The 21137-nt window shown below is 67.7% G+C and carries 20 protein-coding genes and 1 riboswitch; of the genes, 13 read left to right on the top strand and 7 right to left on the bottom strand.

The window, feature by feature from the left end:
• The first annotated feature begins 39 nt into the window (after nucleotides 1–39).
• From ACH46_RS12720 to ACH46_RS12710, 3 genes are all read left to right on the top strand, one after another.
• Nucleotides 40–1143 (top strand): glycerate kinase family protein, encoded by a 1104-nt coding sequence (locus ACH46_RS12720; protein WP_062393258.1) that lies wholly within the window; start codon nucleotides 40–42, stop codon nucleotides 1141–1143.
• A 124-nt stretch (nucleotides 1144–1267) separates the two neighbouring features.
• Entirely contained in the window at nucleotides 1268–1615 is a 348-nt protein-coding gene (locus ACH46_RS12715) for a HesB/IscA family protein (protein ID WP_062393257.1), read from the top strand.
• 103 nt (nucleotides 1616–1718) lie between these two features.
• A complete protein-coding gene (locus ACH46_RS12710; RefSeq protein WP_062393256.1) occupies nucleotides 1719–2690 on the top strand; it encodes a carbohydrate kinase family protein in 972 nt (323 codons plus the stop codon).
• 67 nt (nucleotides 2691–2757) lie between these two features.
• On the opposite strand, the gene asnB is transcribed toward ACH46_RS12710, so the two are convergent.
• Nucleotides 2758–4683: an asparagine synthase (glutamine-hydrolyzing) gene (gene asnB, locus ACH46_RS12705; RefSeq protein WP_062393255.1), complete on the bottom strand. Its 1926-nt coding sequence runs from the start codon at nucleotides 4681–4683 to the stop codon at nucleotides 2758–2760.
• Nucleotides 4684–5052: 369 nt separating this feature from the next.
• Between asnB and ctaC the strand changes: the two genes are divergently transcribed.
• From ctaC to ACH46_RS12690, 3 genes are read left to right on the top strand one after another with little or no spacing between them, the layout of a single operon-like run.
• Nucleotides 5053–6138, top strand: a complete 1086-nt coding sequence (gene ctaC / locus ACH46_RS12700; RefSeq protein WP_062393254.1) for an aa3-type cytochrome oxidase subunit II — start codon at nucleotides 5053–5055, stop codon at nucleotides 6136–6138.
• Nucleotides 6139–6144: 6 nt separating this feature from the next.
• Nucleotides 6145–6561, top strand: a complete 417-nt coding sequence (locus tag ACH46_RS12695) for a cytochrome c oxidase subunit 4 (RefSeq protein WP_062393253.1) — start codon at nucleotides 6145–6147, stop codon at nucleotides 6559–6561.
• A 40-nt stretch (nucleotides 6562–6601) separates the two neighbouring features.
• A complete protein-coding gene (locus ACH46_RS12690) occupies nucleotides 6602–7150 on the top strand; it encodes a GNAT family N-acetyltransferase (RefSeq protein WP_062393252.1) in 549 nt (182 codons plus the stop codon).
• 614 nt (nucleotides 7151–7764) lie between these two features.
• Here the strand turns inward: ACH46_RS12690 and qcrB are convergent.
• From qcrB to ctaE, 4 genes are all read right to left on the bottom strand, one after another.
• Nucleotides 7765–9384: a cytochrome bc1 complex cytochrome b subunit gene (qcrB, locus tag ACH46_RS12685; protein ID WP_062393251.1), complete on the bottom strand. Its 1620-nt coding sequence runs from the start codon at nucleotides 9382–9384 to the stop codon at nucleotides 7765–7767.
• A complete protein-coding gene (qcrA, locus tag ACH46_RS12680; RefSeq protein WP_062393250.1) occupies nucleotides 9381–10547 on the bottom strand; it encodes a cytochrome bc1 complex Rieske iron-sulfur subunit in 1167 nt (388 codons plus the stop codon). The genes qcrB and qcrA overlap by 4 nt, the downstream gene beginning before the upstream one ends.
• Nucleotides 10544–11446: a cytochrome bc1 complex diheme cytochrome c subunit gene (gene qcrC, locus ACH46_RS12675; protein ID WP_062393249.1), complete on the bottom strand. Its 903-nt coding sequence runs from the start codon at nucleotides 11444–11446 to the stop codon at nucleotides 10544–10546. Before qcrC ends, qcrA begins: the two co-directional genes overlap by 4 nt.
• Before the next feature lie 75 nt (nucleotides 11447–11521).
• On the bottom strand, nucleotides 11522–12133 hold the full coding sequence (ctaE, locus tag ACH46_RS12670; protein WP_082399648.1) for an aa3-type cytochrome oxidase subunit III: 612 nt from the start codon (nucleotides 12131–12133) through the stop codon (nucleotides 11522–11524).
• A 170-nt stretch (nucleotides 12134–12303) separates the two neighbouring features.
• On the opposite strand from ctaE, the gene ACH46_RS12665 reads away from it, so the two are divergent.
• Both ACH46_RS12665 and trpD read left to right on the top strand, forming a co-directional pair.
• The gene (locus ACH46_RS12665) at nucleotides 12304–12741 is read left to right on the top strand and encodes a hypothetical protein (protein ID WP_062393247.1); all 438 of its coding nucleotides are present in this window, start codon (nucleotides 12304–12306) and stop codon (nucleotides 12739–12741) included.
• Nucleotides 12742–12757: 16 nt separating this feature from the next.
• Complete coding sequence (gene trpD, locus ACH46_RS12660) at nucleotides 12758–13843, top strand: anthranilate phosphoribosyltransferase (protein WP_062393246.1); 1086 nt, start codon at nucleotides 12758–12760, stop codon at nucleotides 13841–13843.
• A gap of 81 nt (nucleotides 13844–13924) precedes the next feature.
• Here the strand turns inward: trpD and ACH46_RS12655 are convergent, their stop codons facing one another.
• Nucleotides 13925–14203: an Lrp/AsnC family transcriptional regulator gene (locus tag ACH46_RS12655; RefSeq protein ID WP_062393245.1), complete on the bottom strand. Its 279-nt coding sequence runs from the start codon at nucleotides 14201–14203 to the stop codon at nucleotides 13925–13927.
• 10 nt (nucleotides 14204–14213) lie between these two features.
• Nucleotides 14214–15977 (bottom strand): DEDD exonuclease domain-containing protein, encoded by a 1764-nt coding sequence (locus tag ACH46_RS12650; RefSeq protein ID WP_062393244.1) that lies wholly within the window; start codon nucleotides 15975–15977, stop codon nucleotides 14214–14216.
• 225 nt (nucleotides 15978–16202) lie between these two features.
• Between ACH46_RS12650 and ACH46_RS12645 the strand changes: the two genes are divergently transcribed.
• The 5 genes from ACH46_RS12645 to ACH46_RS12625 all read left to right on the top strand — a co-directional run bounded on the left by ACH46_RS12645 (nucleotide 16203) and on the right by ACH46_RS12625 (nucleotide 21115).
• Nucleotides 16203–16412, top strand: coding sequence for a hypothetical protein (locus ACH46_RS12645; RefSeq protein WP_226995611.1), 210 nt, complete (start codon nucleotides 16203–16205; stop codon nucleotides 16410–16412).
• A gap of 111 nt (nucleotides 16413–16523) precedes the next feature.
• Nucleotides 16524–16727, top strand: a riboswitch (cyclic di-AMP (ydaO/yuaA leader).
• A 16-nt stretch (nucleotides 16728–16743) separates the two neighbouring features.
• Entirely contained in the window at nucleotides 16744–17319 is a 576-nt protein-coding gene (locus tag ACH46_RS12640) for a C40 family peptidase (protein ID WP_062393242.1), read from the top strand.
• Between the two features lie 128 nt (nucleotides 17320–17447).
• Nucleotides 17448–18452, top strand: coding sequence for a C40 family peptidase (locus ACH46_RS12635; RefSeq protein ID WP_062395378.1), 1005 nt, complete (start codon nucleotides 17448–17450; stop codon nucleotides 18450–18452).
• On the top strand, nucleotides 18453–20000 hold the full coding sequence (locus ACH46_RS12630) for a peptidase MA family metallohydrolase (protein ID WP_062393241.1): 1548 nt from the start codon (nucleotides 18453–18455) through the stop codon (nucleotides 19998–20000).
• Nucleotides 19997–21115 carry a glycosyltransferase family 4 protein gene (locus ACH46_RS12625; protein ID WP_062395376.1) on the top strand — a complete coding sequence of 373 codons (1119 nt, stop codon included), beginning with the start codon at nucleotides 19997–19999 and terminating at the stop codon, nucleotides 21113–21115. The genes ACH46_RS12630 and ACH46_RS12625 overlap by 4 nt, the downstream gene beginning before the upstream one ends.
• Nucleotides 21116–21137: the final 22 nt, after the last annotated feature.

Genomic DNA, 21137 nt, shown 5'->3' with positions numbered 1-21137 from the left:
CGGCATCGGGCGAGGCCCGCTCGATATCCTCGGGCGGTGATGAGTCGAAGCGGACAGACGCGGCGTGCGCGGGTGGTGATCGCGCCCGACGAATTCGGCGGCACGCTGACGGCGCAGGCCGCGGCCGCGGCGATCGCGGCGGGATGGCGGCGCGCCCGACCGGACGACCGCCTCGACCTGCTCCCGCAGTCCGACGGCGGCCCCGGATTCGTGGACGTGCTGACCGCGGCCGGCGTCGGACGGACCGTGGAGGTGCCCGCCGTCGGACCGCTCGGAGAGCCCGTCGTCGCACACCTGCTGCTCGACGACACCTCCGCCTACCTGGAGTCGGCGCAGGTCTGCGGCCTGCACCTGCTCGGCGAGGACGGCCCGAGCCCGCGCTCGGCCTGGGCGGCGGACACCGCCGGGCTGGGAATGCTGCTCACCGCGGCGGTCGACGCGGGTGCGCGCCGGATCGTCGTCGGGCTCGGCGGCAGTGCGACCACCGACGGCGGCCGCGGCGCCTGCGAGAACCTCGGCGGGTGGGACGCGGCCAGGGCACTGCTGTCCGACGTGGAACTGGTCGCCGCCACCGACGTCACCAATCCGCTGCTCGGCCCGACCGGTGCGGCCGCCGTCTTCGGTCCGCAGAAGGGCGCCGACGCCGCGACGCTCGCTCGTCTCGAGGAACGCCTCGCGGCGTGGGTCGACGTCCTCGAACACGGCGGCCGGCGGGTCCGCGACCTCCCCGGCTCCGGAGCCGCAGGCGGACTCGGAGCGTTTCTCCTGGCGCTCGGCGCGCATCGGGGGGCCGGAGCGTCCGTGGTCGCGGATGTCACAGATCGCGCCGCGCGGATCGCCGCCGCCGATCTGGTGATCACCGGTGAGGGGAGGTTCGACCGGCAGACCGCGTACGGAAAGGTGATCGCGGCGGTCGCCGCCGACGCCGCGAGCGCGGCGGTACCGGTCGTCGTCATCGCAGGTCAGGTGGTCGACGGTGCGACTGTCGACGGGGTTCGGGACGTGTACTCGATGGCCAGGCACGCGGGTTCCGTCGAACGGTCCGTGGCGCAGCCCGCGGCCGTCGCGGCGGATGTGGCCGAGCACGTCGCCCGAACGTGGGAACCGACGCGCGGAAAAGGCGAGGGCGGGATGCGGGAATAAGCCGACTACGAGTACGGTTAAGCCTGTTGGCCGCGATAAACGGAACGCGAGTCCGTTCAGCGAGCCATCGACAACGTATCTGGTCGCCCTTCAACCGATGCGGCCGGCGACACGAGGAGTGCACATGACCGTTCAGAACGAAACCGATACCGGTGTCCTGCTGAGTGACGCCGCCGCCGCCAAAGCGAAGGCTCTGCTCGATCAGGAGGGCCGCGACGACCTGGCTCTGCGCATCGCCGTTCAGCCCGGTGGTTGCGCCGGTCTGCGCTACCAGCTGTTCTTCGACGACCGCAGCCTCGACGGCGACGTCGTGTCGGACTTCGGCGGCGTGAAGCTGGCCGTCGACCGCATGAGCGCCCCCTACGTTCAGGGCGCCACCATCGACTTCGTCGACAGCATCGAGAAGCAGGGCTTCACCATCGACAACCCGAACGCGACCGGCAGCTGCGCCTGCGGCGACTCGTTCAACTGATCTCGGCGCACGCCGGCATCTGTTCGCGGCGGCCGCGACCTCAACGACTTCGGTCGGCGGGGTCGCGGCCGTCGTCGTTTTCCGCTTCAGTACCGTTGGACAGATGTTCATCGCCGTCTGCGGGTCCGTCGCGACCGACCATCTCATGAAGTTCGCCGGTAAGTTCTCCGAGCAGTTGGTCGCCGACCAACTGGAGCACATCTCCCTCAGCTTCCTCGTCGAGGACCTCGTCGTGCATCGCGGCGGGGTCGGCGGCAACATCGCCTACGCCATCGGCGTGCTCGGCGAGAAGCCGCTGCTGATCGGTGCCGCGGGCAGCGACTTCGACGACTACGAGAAGTGGCTCACCGGCAACGGCGTCGACTGCCGCGGCGTGTCCCGCTCCCAGACACAGCACACGGCCCGCTTCATGTGCACCACCGACGAGTCGATGGCGCAGCTCGCCAGCTTCTACGCCGGCGCGATGAGCGAGGCCCGGGACATCGACCTCCCGGCGCTGTTCGCGACCACCGGTCGCCCCGACCTGGTCCTGATCGGCGCCGACGATCCCGAGGCGATGGTCGGCCACACCCGAGCCTGCCGCGCGGAGGGCATCCCGTTCGCCGCCGACCCCTCCCAGCAGCTGGCCCGCATCGACGGCGACGCCGCGCGCGAGCTGATCGACGGCGCCGAGTACCTGTTCACCAACGAGTACGAGTGGGGTCTGCTGCTGCAGAAGACCGGCCTCGACGCCGCAGAGGTGGCGCAGATGGTCGGCACCCGCATCACGACACTCGGCGCCGGGGGAGCGGACGTCATCGAACGTGACGGCACCGTCACGCACGTCGACGTCGTCGCCGTCGAGAACCAGGTCGATCCCACCGGCGTCGGCGACGGCTTCCGCGCCGGCTTCCTCACCGGTGTCTCGCGGGGCCTCGGCTTCGAGCGCGCCGCCCAGCTCGGCTCGATGGTCGCCGCGCTGGTCCTGGAGTCGGAGTCGACCCAGGGATGGTCGTGGGACGTCGAGACCGTCGTCACGCGACTGACCGGTGCCTACGGCGCCGACGCCGCCGCGGAGATCAAGTCGATCCTCTGAACTGAGACTCGCAAAACAGCAGAACGCCCCGCTCGATGAGCGGGGCGTTCTGTCGCTTGCTGCCGTCCTACAGTCGGACGGGGTAGTCGCGGTCCTCGATCTGCGGCTTCACGGTGCCGTCGACGAAGATGCCGTACCAGAGCATGAAGCAGATCACCGTCCAGATGCGGCGGCTGTTGTCGACCTCACCGCGGCGGTGCTCCTCCAGCATCTGCATGACGAACTGCTTGTCGAAGATGTGGTCGGTGTCGGATGTCGCGATCAGCTCGCGCGCCCAGTCGTACATCTCGGTGCCGGCGAGCCAATGGCGCAGCGGGACCGGGAAGCCGAGCTTGCGGCGGTGCAGCACGTGCGGCGGCACGATCTGCTCGAGCGCCTTACGGAGCGCGTACTTGGTGGTGCCGTGGCTGATCTTCTGATCGAAGGGGAGTCGTTCGGCGACCGCGAAGACCTCCTTGTCGAGGAACGGCACGCGCAGCTCCAGGGAGTGCGCCATGTTGATCTTGTCGGCCTTCACGAGGATGTCGCCGCGCAGCCAGGTGAACAGGTCCAGATGCTGCATCCGGGTCACCGGATCCAGGCCCTTGCTCATGTCGTAGACGGGCGCGGTGACGTCCTGGTGCATCCAGTCCTCGCGGAAGGTCCGCAGGACGGCGCGCAGGCGGGCGTCGTCGAAGCTGCGCGCGTTGCCGTAGTAGCGGTCCTCGAGCGTCAGCGAGCCGCGGTGCAGGAGGCTCTTCCCGCGGGTGCCCTCGGGAATCCGGTCGGAGACCTTGCCTGCGAGGCGGCGGAGGCCGCCGGGCAGCTTGTCGAACGGCGCCAGCGACAGCGGCTCCTTGTAAATGGTGTAGCCGCCGAACAGCTCGTCGGCACCCTCACCCGACAGGACCACCTTCACGTGCTTGCGCGCTTCGGCGGCGACGAAGAAGAGGGGAACCAGGGCCGGGTCGGCGACCGGGTCGTCGAGGTACCAGATGATCTGGGGGAGGGACTCGATGAACTCGCGGGGCGACACCACCTTGACCACGTGGCGCGCGCCGATCGCCGCGGCGGACTCTGCGGCGACGTCGACCTCCGAGTACCCGTCACGCTCGAAACCGGTCGTGAAGGTGATGAGGTCGGGGTTGTGCTGGATGGCGAGCGCCGCGATGGCGGTGGAGTCGATGCCGCCGGACAGGAACGACCCGACGGTCACATCGGCGCGCATGTGCTTGGCGACGGAGTCGCGCAGGACGTCGGCGATCTCGTCGTACCGCTTCTGGTCGCTGTCGGTGGCGAACGGAACGACGGGGAAGCGGGGCTTGAAGTAGCGGGTCACCGTCGGGGCGACACCGGGCTTCACCGTGGCGTAGCAGCCGGATTCGAGGCGGGTGATGTTCTTGTGGAGCGTCTCCGGCTCCGGAACGTACTGGAGGACCGTGTAGTGCTCGATGGCGCGGTCGTCGAGCTCGCGGTCGAGCCCGAGGCGGTCGAGCAGTTCCAGGACGCTCTTCTTCTCGCTGCCGAACGCGGTGCCGTGATCGCTGGTCGCGAGGAACAGCGGCTTGATGCCGAACTGGTCGCGGGCCAGGAACAGTTCCTTGGTCTGCGTGTCCCAGATGGCGAAGCCGAACATGCCGCGCAGCTTCGTGAGCACGTCGGGACCCCAGTAGTGGAAGCCCGCGACGATCGGCTCGCCGTCGCCCTCGGTGCGGAAGGGGGCGTCGAACTCGCGCTTGAGCTCGTCGCGGATCTCGATGTAGTTGTAGATCTCCCCGTTGAAGACGAGCGCGTACCGTTCCGGATCCTCCGGGGGACCCCAGCGCAGCGGCTGATGCGAGTGCTCGATGTCGATGATCGACAGCCGGTTGAATCCGAAGATCAGGTCGTCGTCGTTCCAGGTGCCGAGGTCGTCGGGGCCGCGGTGCCGCATGCACGTGGCCGCCGATGCGACGAGTTGGGTCGTCGTCGACGCGGAACCGTCGCTGGTCAGCATTCCGAGCAAGCCGCACACTGTGACAGGGCCTCATTTCGCTGGTTGAAGAAGGAACCAAGGCGCGCGCGATCATGCGCGCAAGCGGTTCCACTATGCCGTAGAACCTCCTGATTCCGCGACTGCGCCGCGCCGTGACGGACTGTCTGTCGTGTCGCTATAGACGTCTTTCCGCAGGTCGTGGAAAATGATTCCGGTAACTGCGGCCCCCAATCACGAACAGTTCGCCGGGTTGGTCTACGCTGCGTAGTACTAGGTGCAAGAATTGCGTCGAGGAGTGTCTGGTCGCCTCGGCGCAGGCCTTGAAGAACAGCTCCCTGCCAGCAGGAAGGCGTGAAATTGACGAACGGTGTACGGCCGTCTGCGCGACGAAGGGGATCGTCGTCGCGCATGATCAAGAGACTGAGTGGCCTCGCGGTCCTCGGCGTTGGTGTGCTGATGACATCGGGCTGCAGTGCTGAAGAGGCACTGCGCTTCGGTTGGCCGGAGGGCATCACGCCCGAAGGTCAGGCAATGCGTGAGTTCTGGACCTGGGCTGTCATCGCAGCCCTGGCCATGGGCGTCATCGTGTGGGGTCTGATCTTCTGGACCATCACGTTCCACCGCCGCAAGAAGGACACCAAGCCGGAGGACGAGATCCCTCGCCAGACCGGTTACAACGTGCCTCTGGAACTCGCGTACACCGCGATTCCGTTCGTGCTGATCGCCGTGATGTTCTACTTCACCGTCATCGTGCAGAACAAGGTGGAGACCAAGGTCGAGAACCCCGACGTCGTCGTCAACGTGACGGCCTTCCAGTGGAACTGGAAGTTCGGCTACAACTCGGCGACCATCAACGGTCAGAAGCTGGTCGACCCGAAGACCGACTCCAAGAAGGGCACACCCTTCGAGGGGCAGATCGAGAAGTACCGCGAGGAAGACGGCAAGCAGGAGAAGGTCCTGGGTGCTGCCGGCGGTCGTTCCGCTGAGATCCGCGACTACCTGTCGTACGACAAGATCGAGACCATCGGCACCTCGTCTGAGATCCCGATCCTGGTCCTGCCGACCAAGACCCGCATTCAGTTCGACCTCGCTGCCGCGGACGTCGTCCACTCCTTCTGGGTTCCGGAGTTCCTGTTCAAGCGCGACGTCATGCCGTTCCCGGAGCAGAACCACCAGGATCCGTCGTTCCAGATCTCTGAGATCGACCGTGAGGGCGCCTTCGTCGGTCGCTGTGCAGAGATGTGCGGCACCTTCCACGCGATGATGAACTTCGAGATCCGCGCGGTCAGCCCGCAGACGTTCACGAGCTACATCAACTACCGCAAGGCGCACCCGGAGGCGACCAACGCTCAGGCTCTGCAGGCCGTCTGCCAGACGCCCGAGTCGGTCACGACCGTTCCGTTCGACACTCGCCGTGTCTCCAACGGAACGACGCCGAAGCACCTCGGTGACGCCAGCAACACCACGATCGCCAACTGCAAGCCGGAGGTCTAAACAGCTATGAAGGTCGAAGCACGGATCTTTGAGGCCATCGCGAGCTTCTTCTTCGTCGTGGGCATCGTCTACGCCGTCGGCACGTTCTACTACCGCACCGGTGTGGAGTGGGCAGGCGCCACCGCGATGTTCTTCTCGGGCGGCCTGGCGCTGATCGCAGGCACGTACTTCCGGTTCGTCGCGCGACGCGTCGAGATCCGCCCGGAGGACTTCGAAGACGCGGAGGTCGAGGACGGTGCGGGTGAGCTCGGCTTCTTCTCGCCGCACAGCTACTGGCCCATCATGATCGCTGGTGCCGCCGCGCTGTTCGCCATCGGTTTCGCGTCCGCGAACTGGTGGTTCGCGCTGGGGCTGCTCCCGATCATCATCGCCACCGTCGCAGGCCTGGTGTTCGAGTACCACGTGGGACCCGAGAAGCACTGATCTGACGAAGCACCTCGACGAAGCCGCACCCGGATTCCGGGTGCGGCTTCGTCATACCCACGAGCTGTCTGCGGAGTTCCGCGGGCAGCTCGTCGGCTTTCTGTCCGAGGCCTTCGCAGGCGACTTCGACGCCGACGACTTCGACCACGCGCTCGGCGGCGTCCACGTCCTCGCGGTGGATGCCTCAGGCGGCCTGCTCGGCCACGCGGCGGTCGTGCAACGGCGCGTCGTGCTGGGTGATCCCACGCCGCATTCGCGTGTGCTGCGGGCCGGTTACGTCGAGGCCGTCGCCGTCGCGGCGCGTGCCCGCCGGCGGGGGATCGGAGACTCGTTGATGAGGTCCGTCGACCGGATCGTCGACCGGTCGTTCGACGTCGGTGCACTGGCGGCTTCCGAGGCGGGCAAGCCCCTCTACCTCCGTCACGACTGGTCCTTCTGGACGGGCCCTCTCGGCGTCCTGAGCCCCACCGGTCCCAGACTCACTCCGGACGAGGACGGCAGCGTCCTCGTCCGTGTGCCGTCGACGACGTCGCCTATCGAGCTGTCAGCGCCCCTCTACTGCGATTGGCGCCCCGGAGCCGTCTGGTAGTCCTGCGGGGCGTGTCGGGGCGCATGTGCGTCTGTCGGGGACACCATCTGCGTCTGTCGCCGACATCTGCGTCGTCCGGGACGACGCAAGTGTCGGTGGGGGACGCAGGTGTGGCGGACAGGGCCGTTCGCGTTGTTCGGCGGCAACTGCGTCTCTGGCGGACAGCCGCGTCTGTCGAGGACACCATCCGCGTCTCTCACCGACATCTGCGTCGTCCCGGACGACGCAAACGTCGGCGGGGGACGCAGGTGTGGCGGTCGGAGCCTGCTTGCTCGCGCTCGGCGACGGTCGCGTCTGTGGTGGGGCGTTCGGAGCCTGCTCGCGTCGTTCGGCGACAACTGCGTCTCTGGTCGACAGCCGCGTCTGTCGAGAACACCATCCGCGTCTCTCACCGACATCTGCGTCGTCCGGGACGACGCAAACGTCGGTGGGGGACGCAGGTGTGGCGTCTCGGGGCCGAGGGCCGCGCTGGGCAGCATCGAATCGTGAGCGAAGACCGACGCGGGGCGACGGTGAGTGGGGGAGGGGATGCGTCGGCAGACGCCGAGATGCAGAAACGACCGAGGCCGTCTCGCGTGATGCGAGACGGCCTCGGTGGCTGTGACTGAAGGAGATCAGTCGAGCGGGTTTCCGCCCTTCTCCTGCAGAGCGATCAGAGCCTGCTTCTCCTCGAGATGCTGCTCGTGAGCGATCCGCTCGTTGAGCGCCTGCTCCTCCGCGGAGTCCGGGACCAGCAGGGTTCCGGTACCGGGCGAGCCGGCGGAACCGAGCTTGTTCATCCGCTTCGGGAGCGCCGCCCCCTCGTAGGGGAGCGGGATCGGGTGGCCGTGCTCGTCCACCGGGCCGAGCGGCTGGTGGATCTCGATGTACGCACCCTGCGGCTCGCGGCGGATGATGCCGGTCTCGATGCCGTGCTCGAGCACCTCGCGGTCACTGCGCTGCAGTGCGAGGGCCCAGCGGTAGGTGATGAAGTACACCAGCGGCGGCAGCACCAGCAGGCCGATGCGGCCCATCCACGTCGTCGCGTTCAGCGAGATGTGGAACTTCAGCGCGATGATGTCGTTCATACAGCTCACCGTGAGGATGATGTAGAACGTCAGCGCCATGGCGCCGATCGCGGTGCGGACCGGGGTGTCACGCGGACGCTGCAGCAGGTTGTGGTGAGCATCGTCGCCGGTGAGGGCCTTCTCGATCCACGGGTAGGCGAACAGCACGGTGAACACGACACCGATCACGACGACGACCCAGAAGATCGCGGGGATCGTGTAGTTGCCCAGGTACAGCTCCCACGGCGGCATCAGTCGAGCGAAACCGTCCGTCCACATCATGTAGATGTCAGGCTGCGAACCCGCCGAGACCTGCGCGGCGTTGTACGGGCCGATGTTCCACACGGCGTTGATCTGGAAGACGCCGGCCATCAGGGCCAGGAGGCCGGTGATGATCGCGAAGAACGCACCGCCCTTCGCGGCGAACACCGGGAGGATGCGAACGCCGACGACGTTCTTCTCGGTGCGGCCGGGGCCGGGGAACTGCGTGTGCTTCTGGTACCAGACCAGCGCGAGGTGAGCACCGATCAGACCCAGGATGATTGCCGGGAAGATCAGGATGTGCAGCACGTAAAGGCGCGGAATGATGATGTCGCCCGGGAACTCACCGCCGAACAGGGCCCACTGAACCCAGGTGCCGACGAGCGGAATGCCCAGGACGATGCCCGACATGGCGGCGCGGACGCCGGTGCCCGACAGGAGGTCGTCCGGAAGCGAGTAGCCGAAGAAGCCCTCGAACATGGCCAGCAGCAGCAGGAAGCAGCCGATGACCCAGTTCGCCTCACGCGGGCGGCGGAACGCACCGGTGAAGAAGATGCGCATCATGTGCACGATGATCGACGCAGCGAACAGCAGAGCTGCCCAGTGGTGGATCTGGCGCACGAAGAGGCCGCCGCGGACCTCGAACGAGAGGTTCAGGGTGGTCTCGTAGGCGCGACTCATGGTCACACCGTTGAGCGGCTGGTATGCGCCGTCGTAGACGACGTGCGCCATCGACGGATCGAAGAACAGGGTCAGGTAGGTGCCCGACAGCAACAGGATGATGAAGCTGTACAGAGCGACCTCACCGAGCATGAACGACCAGTGCGTCGGGAAGACCTTGTTGATCTGTCGGCGCATGCCGGATGCGAGGTGGTACCTCGAGTCCACACCTTCTGCCTGTGTGGCGAGGCGGTCAGCGATCGTCATGACTTACGCTCCCAGAATGCCGGTCCGACGGGCTCAAGGAAGTTACCGCCGTTTTGCTGCGGGTTGGCGACCATGTAGCCCTGGTTGTTGACGGTGATGGGCAGCTGCGCCAGAGCGCGGGCGGCGGGTCCGAAGACTGCCTTGCCGTACTCGAGGGCGTTGAACTGCGACTGGTGGCACGGGCAGAGAATACGGTTCGTCTGCTGCTCGTACAGCGAGGTCGGGCAACCGAGGTGGCTGCAGACCTTCGTGTACGCGTAGTAGTCGCCGTAGTTGAAGCTCTCCTGGCCGCGGCGCTTGATGACCTTCTCGCCGTCCTCGGGACGAAGACGGATGAGCATCACCGGGTTGCTGACGGCGCGAAGGCCCTCCAGCAGCTTGTGACGCGACTCCTCGTTCTCGCCGTAGCCGTCAGAGACGCGCCACGGGAAGACGGTCTCCATGGCGCCGGCGTCGAGATCCTCCGGGCGGACCAGGGCGACCTGGTACGGGTTGCCGGTGTCGCGACGCAGGAAGACGGTCTCACCCTTGACCGCATTGCGGCTCGGGGCCCAGCCGCTGGTCCACAGCGGCGAATCGTCGCCCTCGGCCCACGGGTTCTTGATGAAGCCGCCGATCGCAGCCACACCGCCGGCGAGCGAGAGAGCACCGAGACCGAAGACGGCCGAACCGATGATCATCTTGCGGCGGGGGAGGGTGGAGGTCTGCAGCGCGTCGTCGAACTCGGCGACGATCGTCTGCTTGTCCACCTCGGTGGAACCGCCGTCGTGGCGGTCCTGGACCGAGATCTCAGCCGGGATGAAGCGCTTGGTCAGCTGGATGACACCGCAACCGAAGGCCAGGATCGACCCACCGAAGGTGACGCCGAGCAGCGGGGTGTAGAAGGTGTACGCCCAGTAGCCTGCTTCGTCCGGCATCTTGAACTGCCAGTCGTTCCAGATGAAGAGGATGAAGGCTGCAACGGCGAAGACGCCGGAGAGAATGAACCAGATCGCGACAGCGAACTCGGCGCGCTTCTCAGCCTTGGTGCCGGGCTCGGGGAACCGCTCGGCGCGGTGGATGATCTCCACCCCGTCGAGGTTGGTGCCGAGACGGACCTTCTCCTCGCGAGACATTGCGGCGAGTTCGTCGTCGGACGGGACGTCCTTACTCGTATCGCTCAATTTCGTGATCCAATCCACATCGCGCCGGCCACGACCGCCGAAACGCCGACCACCCACATCACGATGCCCTCAGACGCGGGACCGAAGCCGCCGAGTCCGAAGCCGCCGCTGGGGTTGGCCGTGTCGACATACCGGATGTAACCGATGATGTTCTTCTTCTCGTCCACCGAGAGCTGACGGTTCGAGAACTTAGGCATGTTCTGCGGGCCGGTCAGCATGGCGGTGTAGAGCTGCTGGGGGTTGACGTCGGTCAGCGGGGGAGCGAACTTGCCGCCCGACAGGGCGCCACCGCGACCGGTGAAGTTGTGGCACGACGCGCAGTTCAGTCGGAAGAGCTCCGAACCGCGACCGATGTCGTCACCGCGCAGCGAGTCCATGGCGAGGACGGGGAAACCGTCCTTCATCTTGAGGCTGCCGTCTTCGTTCTTCTCGTACATGACCGACGGGCCGCCACCCATGGCCTGGATGTACGCGCCGAGCTTGTCGATGTCGGCTTCGGTGAACTTGGTGGGCTTGCGCTGTGCCTGTGCCTCGTTGCGTGCGGCAGGCATTCGGCCGGACGACACCTGGAAGTACACCGCAGCATCGCCGACGCCGATCAGCGACGGACCGCGGTCCGCAACGCCTTCGAGGTTGGCGCCGTGACAGGTGATGCACGAGGTCTCGTACAGCTGCTTGCCCGGGGCGACGGAAGCGATCGAGTGGTCGTCAGCGGTGGCGACCTGGGGGCTCGGCGACAGCAGGGCTGCGATCAAGCCCGCGGCAACGAGGCCGAGGAGCAGGAAGATCGAGCCGCTCGCGCGACGACGCAACTTACGGCGACGCTTGGCGCGTGCCCCTGCATTCTGGTCGTCGGACGGGTCTCGGCCTTCCGGCGAACTCGGTGGAGATGATCTCATCTGTGACTCTCTACTAAGCGGTTTGGACTGAATGTATGCGAACCGTGCCGCGACGCGGCCGGTTTCCGGCCGTGGTTACCGAATGAAGTAAATGACGACGAACAGGGCGATCCACACGACGTCGACGAAGTGCCAGTAGTACGACACGACGATCGCGGCGGTTGCCTGAGCGGGCGTGAACTTCGAGAGGCGGGTACGAACCAGCAGGAACACGAAGGCGAGAAGACCGCCGATGACGTGCATGCCGTGGAAGCCGGTCGCCATGTAGAACACCGAGCCGTACGCGCTCGAGGAGAGCGTGGTGCCCTCGCTGACCATCGAGAAGTACTCGAAGGCCTGACCGCAGACGAAGAAGGTGCCCATGGCCAACGTGATGGTGTACCACCGACGCAGACCGTAGACATCACCTCGCTCAGCAGCGAAGACGCCGGCCTGGCAGGTGAAGGAGCTGAGAATCAGCACCGTGGTCACCGGCACGGCCAGCCAGAGGTTGAGGTGCGTCGGCGGCTGAGGCCAGCCGTCCGAGGCATTGGCCCGCGCGACGAAATACATCGCGAACAGGCCGGCGAAGAACATCAATTCGCTCGACAGCCACACGATGGTGCCGACGCTGACCATATTCGGACGGTTCAGCGAGTGCACGCGTGAGGTGATGGCGGTTTCTGAGTTACCCACAGCGCTAGTCACAAGAGAAGTATGACGGTTCGTAGTAACCCTTGACCACCCGGGTCGGAAAATTGGTCGAAGAGGCCCGCTTTCCGCAGGTGGCAGACCCGGTTTCCGAGGTTACCGGCGTGTCCTGAGAAGACGATGAGGGCTACGGTGGCCCTCATGGAGACGCGAGGCGGGGTGACTCGGTGGTGACGTGGAAGTGGCCGTGGCGCAAGGGGCAGGTGAAACCACAGCCGCCCGAGGTCGGCGATCCGACGCTCGTGATCGCCGTCGCGGGCGACGACGAGGCGGTCGCGACATCGGTCGCGTTCGGCGCGGCCGGGTTCGACGACGACGGCCCGGTGGTCGAACGTCACCTGCTGCGGATCCCCGCGTCGCAGCGCGAAGACGTGACCCGTCGGTGTGTCGTCGACGGGTACGAGGTGGATCAGAGCGTGCCGTCGTCGGACGCGGACGACGGTCTGGTCCTGCTCGCGGTGGCCCGCGTCGCGGTGGTCGACGCCGTCTCCCTGTCCCGCACCCGGTCCCGGATGGCCAGCGTGGCCTCTCGGGCCGGCGGCCGGGTGGAGGGCTGGGCCGTCCTCCGTCGCGGTGATACTCCGGTGACGGCGTCGGAGGGCTGACGTTAGTCTTGGTGCCGTGAGTGCACAGGACGCAACCGGATCCCCCACCGCCTACACCTGGCCGTACGTGCTCGGCAAGGTGACCGATCGGATCGACCTGACCGTCGACGAGGCGGCGTGGGCGATGCGCGAGATCATGTCCGACGCCGCGACCGGCGCCCAGATCGCGGCCTTCGGCGTCGGTGTGAAGATGAAGGGTCCGTCGCCCGCCGAACTCCGCGGACTCTCCGAGGCGATGCTCTCGCTGGCCAACCGGCTGACGGTGAACGGTGACGCGATCGACATCGTCGGCACCGGCGGAGACCGCTCGCACACGGTGAACATCTCGACGATGACCTCGGTGGTCGTGGCGGCGGCCGGTGTGCCGGTCGTGAAGCACGGCAACCGGGCGGCGTCGTCGAAGAGCGGCGGCGCCGATGTGCTCGAGGCACTGGGTGTGGCCATCAGCCTGAATCCGGCATCGGTCGAGGCCTCGGTGGCGGAGACCGGCATCGGGTTCTGCTTCGCCCCGGTGTTCCACCCGGCGTTCCGGTTCACCGGGCCCCCGCGCAGCCAGATCGGCATCCCGACCGTGTTCAACGTGCTCGGTCCGCTGACCAATCCGGCCGCACCCGAGGCCGGACTGATCGGGTGCGCGTTCAGCGACCTGGCACCGGTCCTGGCCGCGGCCTTCGCCGAACGCGGCAACCGCGTGCTCCTGGTGCGCGGAGACGACGGCCTCGACGAACTGACGACAACCACCACCTCGAGTGTCTGGCAGGTGGTGAACGGTCAGGTGGGACGCCTGACGGTGGACCCGACGGCGCTGGGCATCGAACTGGTGGAACTGTCCGCGCTGCAAGGCGGCGACGCGACGGTCAACGCGCAGATCGCGCGCGACCTGTTCGCGGGCCGGACGGGACCGGTGCGCGACGCGGTGAGCCTGAACGCCGCCGCGGCCCTCGTGGCCCACGATCAGCAGGAACTGCTGACGCAGGACCAGTTCGACGCCGCGATGCGCGAGGCGCTGGCACGCGTCGGCGACGTCCTGGACTCCGGTAGGGCCGCCGACCTGCTGGACCGGTGGGCGGCGACGACGCAGCGGCTGGCGGCCGCACAGTAGGAATCGGACGTCCCAGAACGGGAGACGCCCCGCCGCGAAGTCTCGCGGTGGGGCGTCGTCGTCTCTCCGGGGGCGGCGGCGTCACTCCTCGCCGATGGAGAAGCCGCCCTCCACTTCGGAACTCGCGTAACTGCGGAAGGCGATGTGCGTGGCACTGCTGCGGACCCCGGGAATCCGATTGATGGCTCCGGTGACCACGGTGGCGATCTCCTCGTGATTGCGGACGCGGACCTTGGCGATCAGATCGACGTCGCCGGCGCACGAGTAGACCTCGGTGACGCCCGGAATGTCGGCGACGGCCTGCGCGGTCTCGGGGATCTGGTTGATGTCGGCTCCGATGAGGACGATGGCGGTGATCATGGCCGTAACTCTAGTAGCCGGAGACGGCTTCGCGTGCGGCGCGCGCGGTACGAGCGAAGTGATGCCATCGGGCGGCGGCCCCGATCGGCAGCGACAACTGGTCGGTGACGTCCACCAGGCGGGTTCCCGGCTCGTACAGCCATCGTTCGATGAGGGCGGTCTCCTCGGCGGGCGCACCGCCGAGCGGACCGGACTCCGGCGCCGGTGGGAGGACCGTCGTGGCCGAGGCCCGCAGTCGATCGATCACCGGCATCGGCGACACCCCGCGGACCGCGCGGGCCGCGGCCGCGAGCCTGCCGTAACGAACCACCGACAGGTCCCACCCTCCGTCGCCGTCAGGGCGTGCGGCGACCACCTCCGCGCGCTGCGCGACGGCGGCCAGGCGTTGACCGCGGGAGAGCGCCTCGATCGTCGCCGACAGGCGGTCGCGGGCGCGGGCCGCCGACTCGAACCGATGCTCGGCGGCGAGCATCTCGATCCGTCCCTCGAGTGCGGTCAGGAGCGAGTCGGACCGCCCGGACAGCAGATCGCGAGCGGCCTCCACCCGGCCCAGGTAGTCCGGCAGAGTCTGCGGGCGGTCGCTGGCGGCCCGGCAGACACCGGGTAGAGCGGCGACGAGGGGATCGGGCAGGGCGGCGGCGTCGGAAGGGCCCTCACACCAGTGATGCGAGGCCTTCTTCAGTTCGGCGGTACACGTCCGAAGGCCTGCGAGCCCGGAGATCACGTCGGCGACGTCGGCGGCCTGCGCGCGCCCGGGGATCGGCCCCAGCGATTCGGGACCGGGCGTGCGGGACACCTTCAACCGGGGAAACCGTTCCTCGGTGACCGTGATCCACCAGCCGCGCTGCGGATTGCGGGAGCGACGATTGTAGGAGGGCTTGTGCACGCCGAGCAGTCGCAGCTCGGCGACGGCTGCCTCCAGTGCGTGGGCGCATTCGACGTGGTCGACGCGGACGGCGAGGCCGACCATCTCGGCCATCCGGCTGCGGGGGTCGCTGCCGTTGAAGTAACCGGACACCCGCCGGTGCAGATCGACGGCGGTCCCTATGTAAAGGACTTCGTCGCCGGGCCCGCGGAACAGATAGACGCCGGGCCGGTGCGGCAGCGCTGCCGCCATCCCGCGCTTGGCACGCATGGCGGGCGTCGCGCGCGGGAGGTAGGAGGTGAGGTCGCCGACCGTCTGGACGCCCTGGTTGCCGACGCGCTCCAGGAGGTGGTGGAAGACGTCGACGGTGGCGCGGGCGTCGTCCAGCGCCCGGTGGGTCGGACGGACCGACACGTCGAACAGGTCGGCCAGGGCGGACAGTTTGACCGTCGGCGCCTCCTGTCTGCTGAGGACGCGGCGGGCCATGACGACGGTGCACAGCGAGGCGGTGAAGGTCCACGGCAGCTTCATGCGCGCGGCGCTCTTGCGAAGGAAGCCCATGTCGAATCGGGCGTTGTGGGCCACCAGGATGCTGCCGCGGGCGAACTCGACGAACGACGGCAGCACCTCTTCGATGCGGGGTGCGTCGTAGACCATGGCGGTCGTGATGCCGGTCAGCGCCACGATCTGCGGGGGAATGGTGCGTCCGGGATCGACGAGCGTGGCGAACTCGCCAAGGACCTCGCCGCCGCGGATCTTGACCGCGCCGATCTCGGTGATGCGGTCGGTGTCGGCGCTGCCGCCCGTCGTCTCGAGGTCGACGACGACGAAGGTCGTCTCGCGCAGCGCGGAGGCGGCGAACTCCTCGGACTCGGGGAGATCGGAGAACGACAACTGTTCGACTGCCATGCCCCGCACGCTACGACCGGCCTCCGACAATTCCTCGCGACGGCGCCCCGGAATTGTCAGAGGTCGTTCGTACTCTCCACCACAGGTTGAAAGTCGGTGCCCGACGGTCGAGTCACATCCTGCGAGATGCCCGGTTCGGTGTCACGGCACCCTCATTGAGAGGGAGATCACATGAAAATCGATTGTGCGCGATGCCCGGCCCGAGCCCGTGCCTGTGACGACTGCATGATGCAGGTCTTCTTCAGCCCGGCTACCAGCGAGTATGGGGTTCACGGGGCGCTCGTGGCGCACGATGCGGATCTGGTGGATGCGATCGATGTGTTCGTCGACACAGAATTGGTCTCATTGGACGACGCCGATGAGGCACGACGGCGTGTCACTGCAGGTGAAGGCAATTTTGCCGAAAAGTGGCCCAGAGGTCTCCGCGCGGTGTGATCGCGGGGGCCACGGCACGAACGCGTGCGTTCAGTGGACATCGCAGTCAGGGTTTCGTAATCTTTCTGAGACCTTCCAGTCAGGGTTCTCCCGGAGTGATCCGGAGTGCCCGGAGGGTCGTCGCCTAATCGCCCTTACCAACGGGGGCGAACCGGGGAACCACTTCCTCCGCGCGCAGTGCCAACGCCTGCCGCGCGGATCGGGGTGAATCGCACAGCGGTCGAAGCCGATAAGGCTTTACTTCTGGCGTGCGTAGGGCCATCTCTTCCGGCCCGAACCCGACAGCTAACCCGGTCGGCGATAGGGAGAACAACAAGGAGTACGTGTTTCCGTGGCCAAACATCGTTTGGAGCAGCCTGCCGTCGGTCAGAAGGCAGCCAAGTCCGCGCTCATCGCCGGCTCGATCGCCATCGGCGGATCGCTGGCATTCGCCGCCGCTCCGGCTGACGCCGCCCCGGTGACCATTCCGAACGTCGGCACCTTCGACATTCCGGGTCTGCCGCCGAACGCGGTGCCGAAGGCACCGAGCGTTCCGCAGTTCGACATGGGCACCAAGCAGCAGGTCCGCGCCAAGAAGGCACTGCGCGCCGCTGAGTCCAAGATCGGCTCGCCCTACGTGTACGGCGCCGCCGGCCCCAACGCTTTCGACTGCTCGGGCCTCACCTCGTGGGCCTACAAGCAGGCAGGCAAGATCATCCCGCGCGACAGCTACGGCCAGATGGGCGGCGGCACCCCCGTCGCGTCGCTGGCAGCGGCCCGTCCCGGCGACATCCTGATCTTCAACGGTGGCAGCCACGCCGGCATCTACGCGGGCAACGGCATGTTCGTGCACTCGTCGACCGAGGGCGTGCCGGTGAAGCGCGACCGTGTCAAGGCATGGAACCTCACCACCATCCGTCGCTACTGAGCGACCACAGTTCGATCTAAGTGCAGGGCGGGACGGCATGGTGCCGCCCCGCCCTCACTGCTATCCCGGAATCAGGTGCGAGTGTGTTGAACAAGGCGGGACCGCGGACGCGCAAGTGCGCCGCGGTCATGGGAGTTGCCGCGATCACGGCATCGATGCTGATCGGTGGCGCCCCGGTCTCGGCCGAACCGACGCCCGCCCGCAGCGCCGACCAACTGCTCGCCAAGTATCGGGGCCTGTCGGTCGACGCCGAGAAGACCGCCGAGGCCATGAAGGCCGTGCAGGTCGAGTACGAGTCGCAGCGCACGATCGTCCGCGTGGAGCGCGGCAAGGCCAAAGCCGCGGCCGCGAAGGTCGAGACGATGAACGACCGGATGGCCGTCGCGCAGAAGCGAGTCGACGCGATCGCCCGCGCGAGCTACCGCGGCGCGCGCATCAATCGGCTGTACGCCATGCTGGTGAGCGACTCGCCCCAGAACCTCCTCGACACCATGTCCGGACTCGAGGTGATGTCACGGCAGTCGGCCGCCGACCTGCGCAGCGTCGTGAAGGTGGCGCGCGAGGCCAAGGCGGCGAAGGCGGATGCGGAGCGGACCGCGGACGCAGCGACCCGCGCGATCGCCGCGTCGGAGAAGACCCGCGGTGAACTGCAGGCGAAACAGGCGGATCTGCAACTGCAGGCCGTCCAGATCCGCGCGATCTACCAGTCGATGACCGGTCGGCAGCTCGCCGCGCTGCGCGGCCCCAAGTACAAGTTCGACGCCAAGGCCGTCCCGAAGGGCACCTCGCCCGAGCTCGTCGCAGTCCAGGCGGCCATCTCGCGGATCGGCGACCCCTACGTGTGGGGTGCGGTGGGACCCGACCAGTTCGACTGCTCCGGGCTGATGCTGTGGGCGTACAAGCAGGCCGGACGCACCATTCCGCGGACCAGCGAGGCACAGCTCGGCGGAGGCAAGCCCGTCGACCGCGCTGATCTGAAGCCCGGAGACCTGATCATCTACTATCCGGATGCGCACCACGTCGGCATGTACGTCGGCGACGGCTACGTGATCCACGCATCGACCTTCGGCGTCCCGGTGGCCGTGGTGCCGATCGACAAGGCCGGTCCGTACAACTCCGCGCGACGGTACTGAGTGCGGACGCGTAGAACCGCAGTCGCGGTCCCGGTCCTCGTCGTCGCGCTGCTGGCCGCTCCGCTGACGGCCTGTGGTTCCTCGGACGAGTCGGCATCGGCCACGTCCTCGACGGTCTCCACCACCCCGCTCAATCCGTATGAACAGCAGCGCTACGACGGTGTCACCGCGCTCCTGGACCAGCTGACTGCGACCCTCCGCGGCGGCGACCGCGCCGGGCTGGCGGAACTGATCGACGACGCCGCGACGCCGGAGTTCCGCCGTCATCTCGAGGCGGTCGCCGGCGACTTCGTCGGCACCGCGCAGAAGATCACCGGGTCTCGCACACCCGAGCCGTCGCCTGCGCCGTCGAGCGAGACGACGTCGCCCGGCCGGTCGGCTCCGACGTCGACGAAGCCCAAGCCGCCCACGTCGACTCGGACCGCTCCAGCGCCGACGGCCCGCACCGTGAACGCCGGGCCGTTGAAGCTCAAGGAGTTCCGCTTCCGGGTGGCGCCGCAGACCGGTGCGGAGCAGCTGTTGGACCCCGCGTTCTCCGCGCGACTGGAGGCGCAGGGCGCCACCGACACCTGGGTGACCCCTGTCGACATCGAGTACGCGCTCGGCGGGACGTCTGCGCCCGGCCTGAACGAGCCGACGGTCACCCTGCACCGCAGCTACACCTTCGCCCGGTACGGCGACGACTGGAAGATCGTCGGCGACGGGGGATCGGCCCCCGACGCCACCGCGCAGTCCGACGAGAATCCGAAGGCGCCCGAACTGGGTCCGTGGGACTTCCCGGGTCTGGCCGCCACCGATGTGAAGACCGCGGGCGGCACGTCCACCGTCCTGTTCTACAAGGGGGCGGAGAAGACCGCCGCCACGGCGGCCACCATCCTGTCCGGAGCGGTCGACGAGGTGTCCCACTTCTGGGGCGACGACTGGGTGCGCCGGGTCGGCATGATCTCGACGTCCACCCCGGACCAGTTCGCCGGCCTCACCAAGACGGCGCCCGGAGACACGTCGGCGGCCGCTGCGGCGACCGTCTTCACGATGATCGACAAGCAGAACAAACAGGTCATCGGGCAGCGGATCGTCCTGACCCCCGCAGCCCGCTCGCTGTCGGCGCCCGCGCTCGCCGTCGTCGTCCGTCACGAACTGGTGCACGTCGCCGCCCGCCTCGTGACCGCCGACGGGGCTCCGCTCTGGTTGACCGAAGGGGTTCCCGAGTACGTGGGCCGCAAGGGCACCTACCGTGACTTCGTCGACGCCGCACCGGAGTTGGCGGCGGCCGTCGCCGCGAAGGACGTGCCGAAGGCGCTGCCGTCGGACGGCTCCTTCTCCGTCTCCAGCGACGCCGCGCGGATCGCGTACCAGAGCGCGTGGTCGTTCGCGGCGTTCGTCGGGGAGAAGTTCGGCGACGAGAAGCTCAAGGACATGTACCTGAAGGTCGCCAAGGGCGGCGACACGGCGACGCAGGACGCCGCGATCAAGGATGCGCTCGGCGTCGACAAGGCCAGGGTGATCGCCGACTGGCAGTCGTGGCTGCGAAAGCAGGTCCGGCGGTGAACCGGACCCTGCTGCTCACCAACGACTTCCCGCCTCGTCCCGGCGGCATCCAGTCCTACCTGGAGAACATGGCGTCCTTCCTCCCCGCAGACGACCTGATCGTCTACGCGCCGAAGTGGAGGGGCTGCGAGGAGTACGACGCCGCCGCGCCCTATCGGATCGTCCGGCATCCCACCAGCCTGATGCTGCCGACCCCGGCCGTACGGCGTCGCGCCGCGAAACTGGTGCGCGACAACGACATCCACACCGTCTGGTTCGGCGCGGCCGCACCGCTCGCGGTGCTCGGCCCGTCGCTGCGGTCCGCCGGAGCACGTCGCATCGTCGCCAGTACCCACGGGCACGAGGTGGGCTGGTCGATGCTGCCGGGCTCGCGGCAGGTGCTGCGGTACATCGGCGACCACAGCGACGTCATCACCTATGTCAGCCGCTACACTCGCGGCCGCTTCGCCGCCGCGTTCGGTCCCGACGCGGCCCTCGAGTACGTGTCGTGCGGCGTCGACGTCGACCGATTCGCCCCCGACCCGGAGGCGCGGGCGATGCTTCGCGAACGATACGGGGTCGGCGACGCACCGGTGGTCCTCTGCCTGTCGCGGCTGGTGCCGCGCAAGGGGCAGGACATGCTGCTGCGGTGCTGGCCGACCATTCGGGACGCCGTCCCGGACGCGCACCTGATGATCGTCGGCGGCGGACCGTACGCCGAGAAACTGCACCGGCTGGCCGCCGACATGGGCGTCCAGGACTCGGTGACCTTCACCGGCGGCGTTCCGGCCGCCGACCTGCCCATGCACCACGCCATGGCCGATGTCTTCGCGATGCCGACCCGCACCCGCGGTCGCGGCCTGGACGTCGAAGGCCTCGGCATCGTCTTCCTGGAGGCCTCCGCCAGCGGTGTTCCCGTGGTGGCAGGCGACTCCGGCGGCGCACCCGAGACCGTTCGCGAGAGCCTGACCGGCACCGTCGTCGACGGCCGGAACCTCGCCGACATCGCCGAGGCGATCATCGAGATCCTCACCGCCCCGAAACTGGCCGCGGCGATGGGGGAGAACGGTCGCGCGTGGACCACTGAGAACTGGCAATGGAAGATGCAGGCCGCGCGCCTGATGCGACTGCTCTGAGTCACACCCGACGCGCGGCCCG

This window comes from Gordonia phthalatica, assembly GCF_001305675.1.
In the GTDB taxonomy this organism is placed as follows: domain Bacteria; phylum Actinomycetota; class Actinomycetes; order Mycobacteriales; family Mycobacteriaceae; genus Gordonia; species Gordonia phthalatica.
Note: the sequence above shows the minus strand (reverse complement) of the source record. Positions and strands in the feature narration are given on the sequence as shown.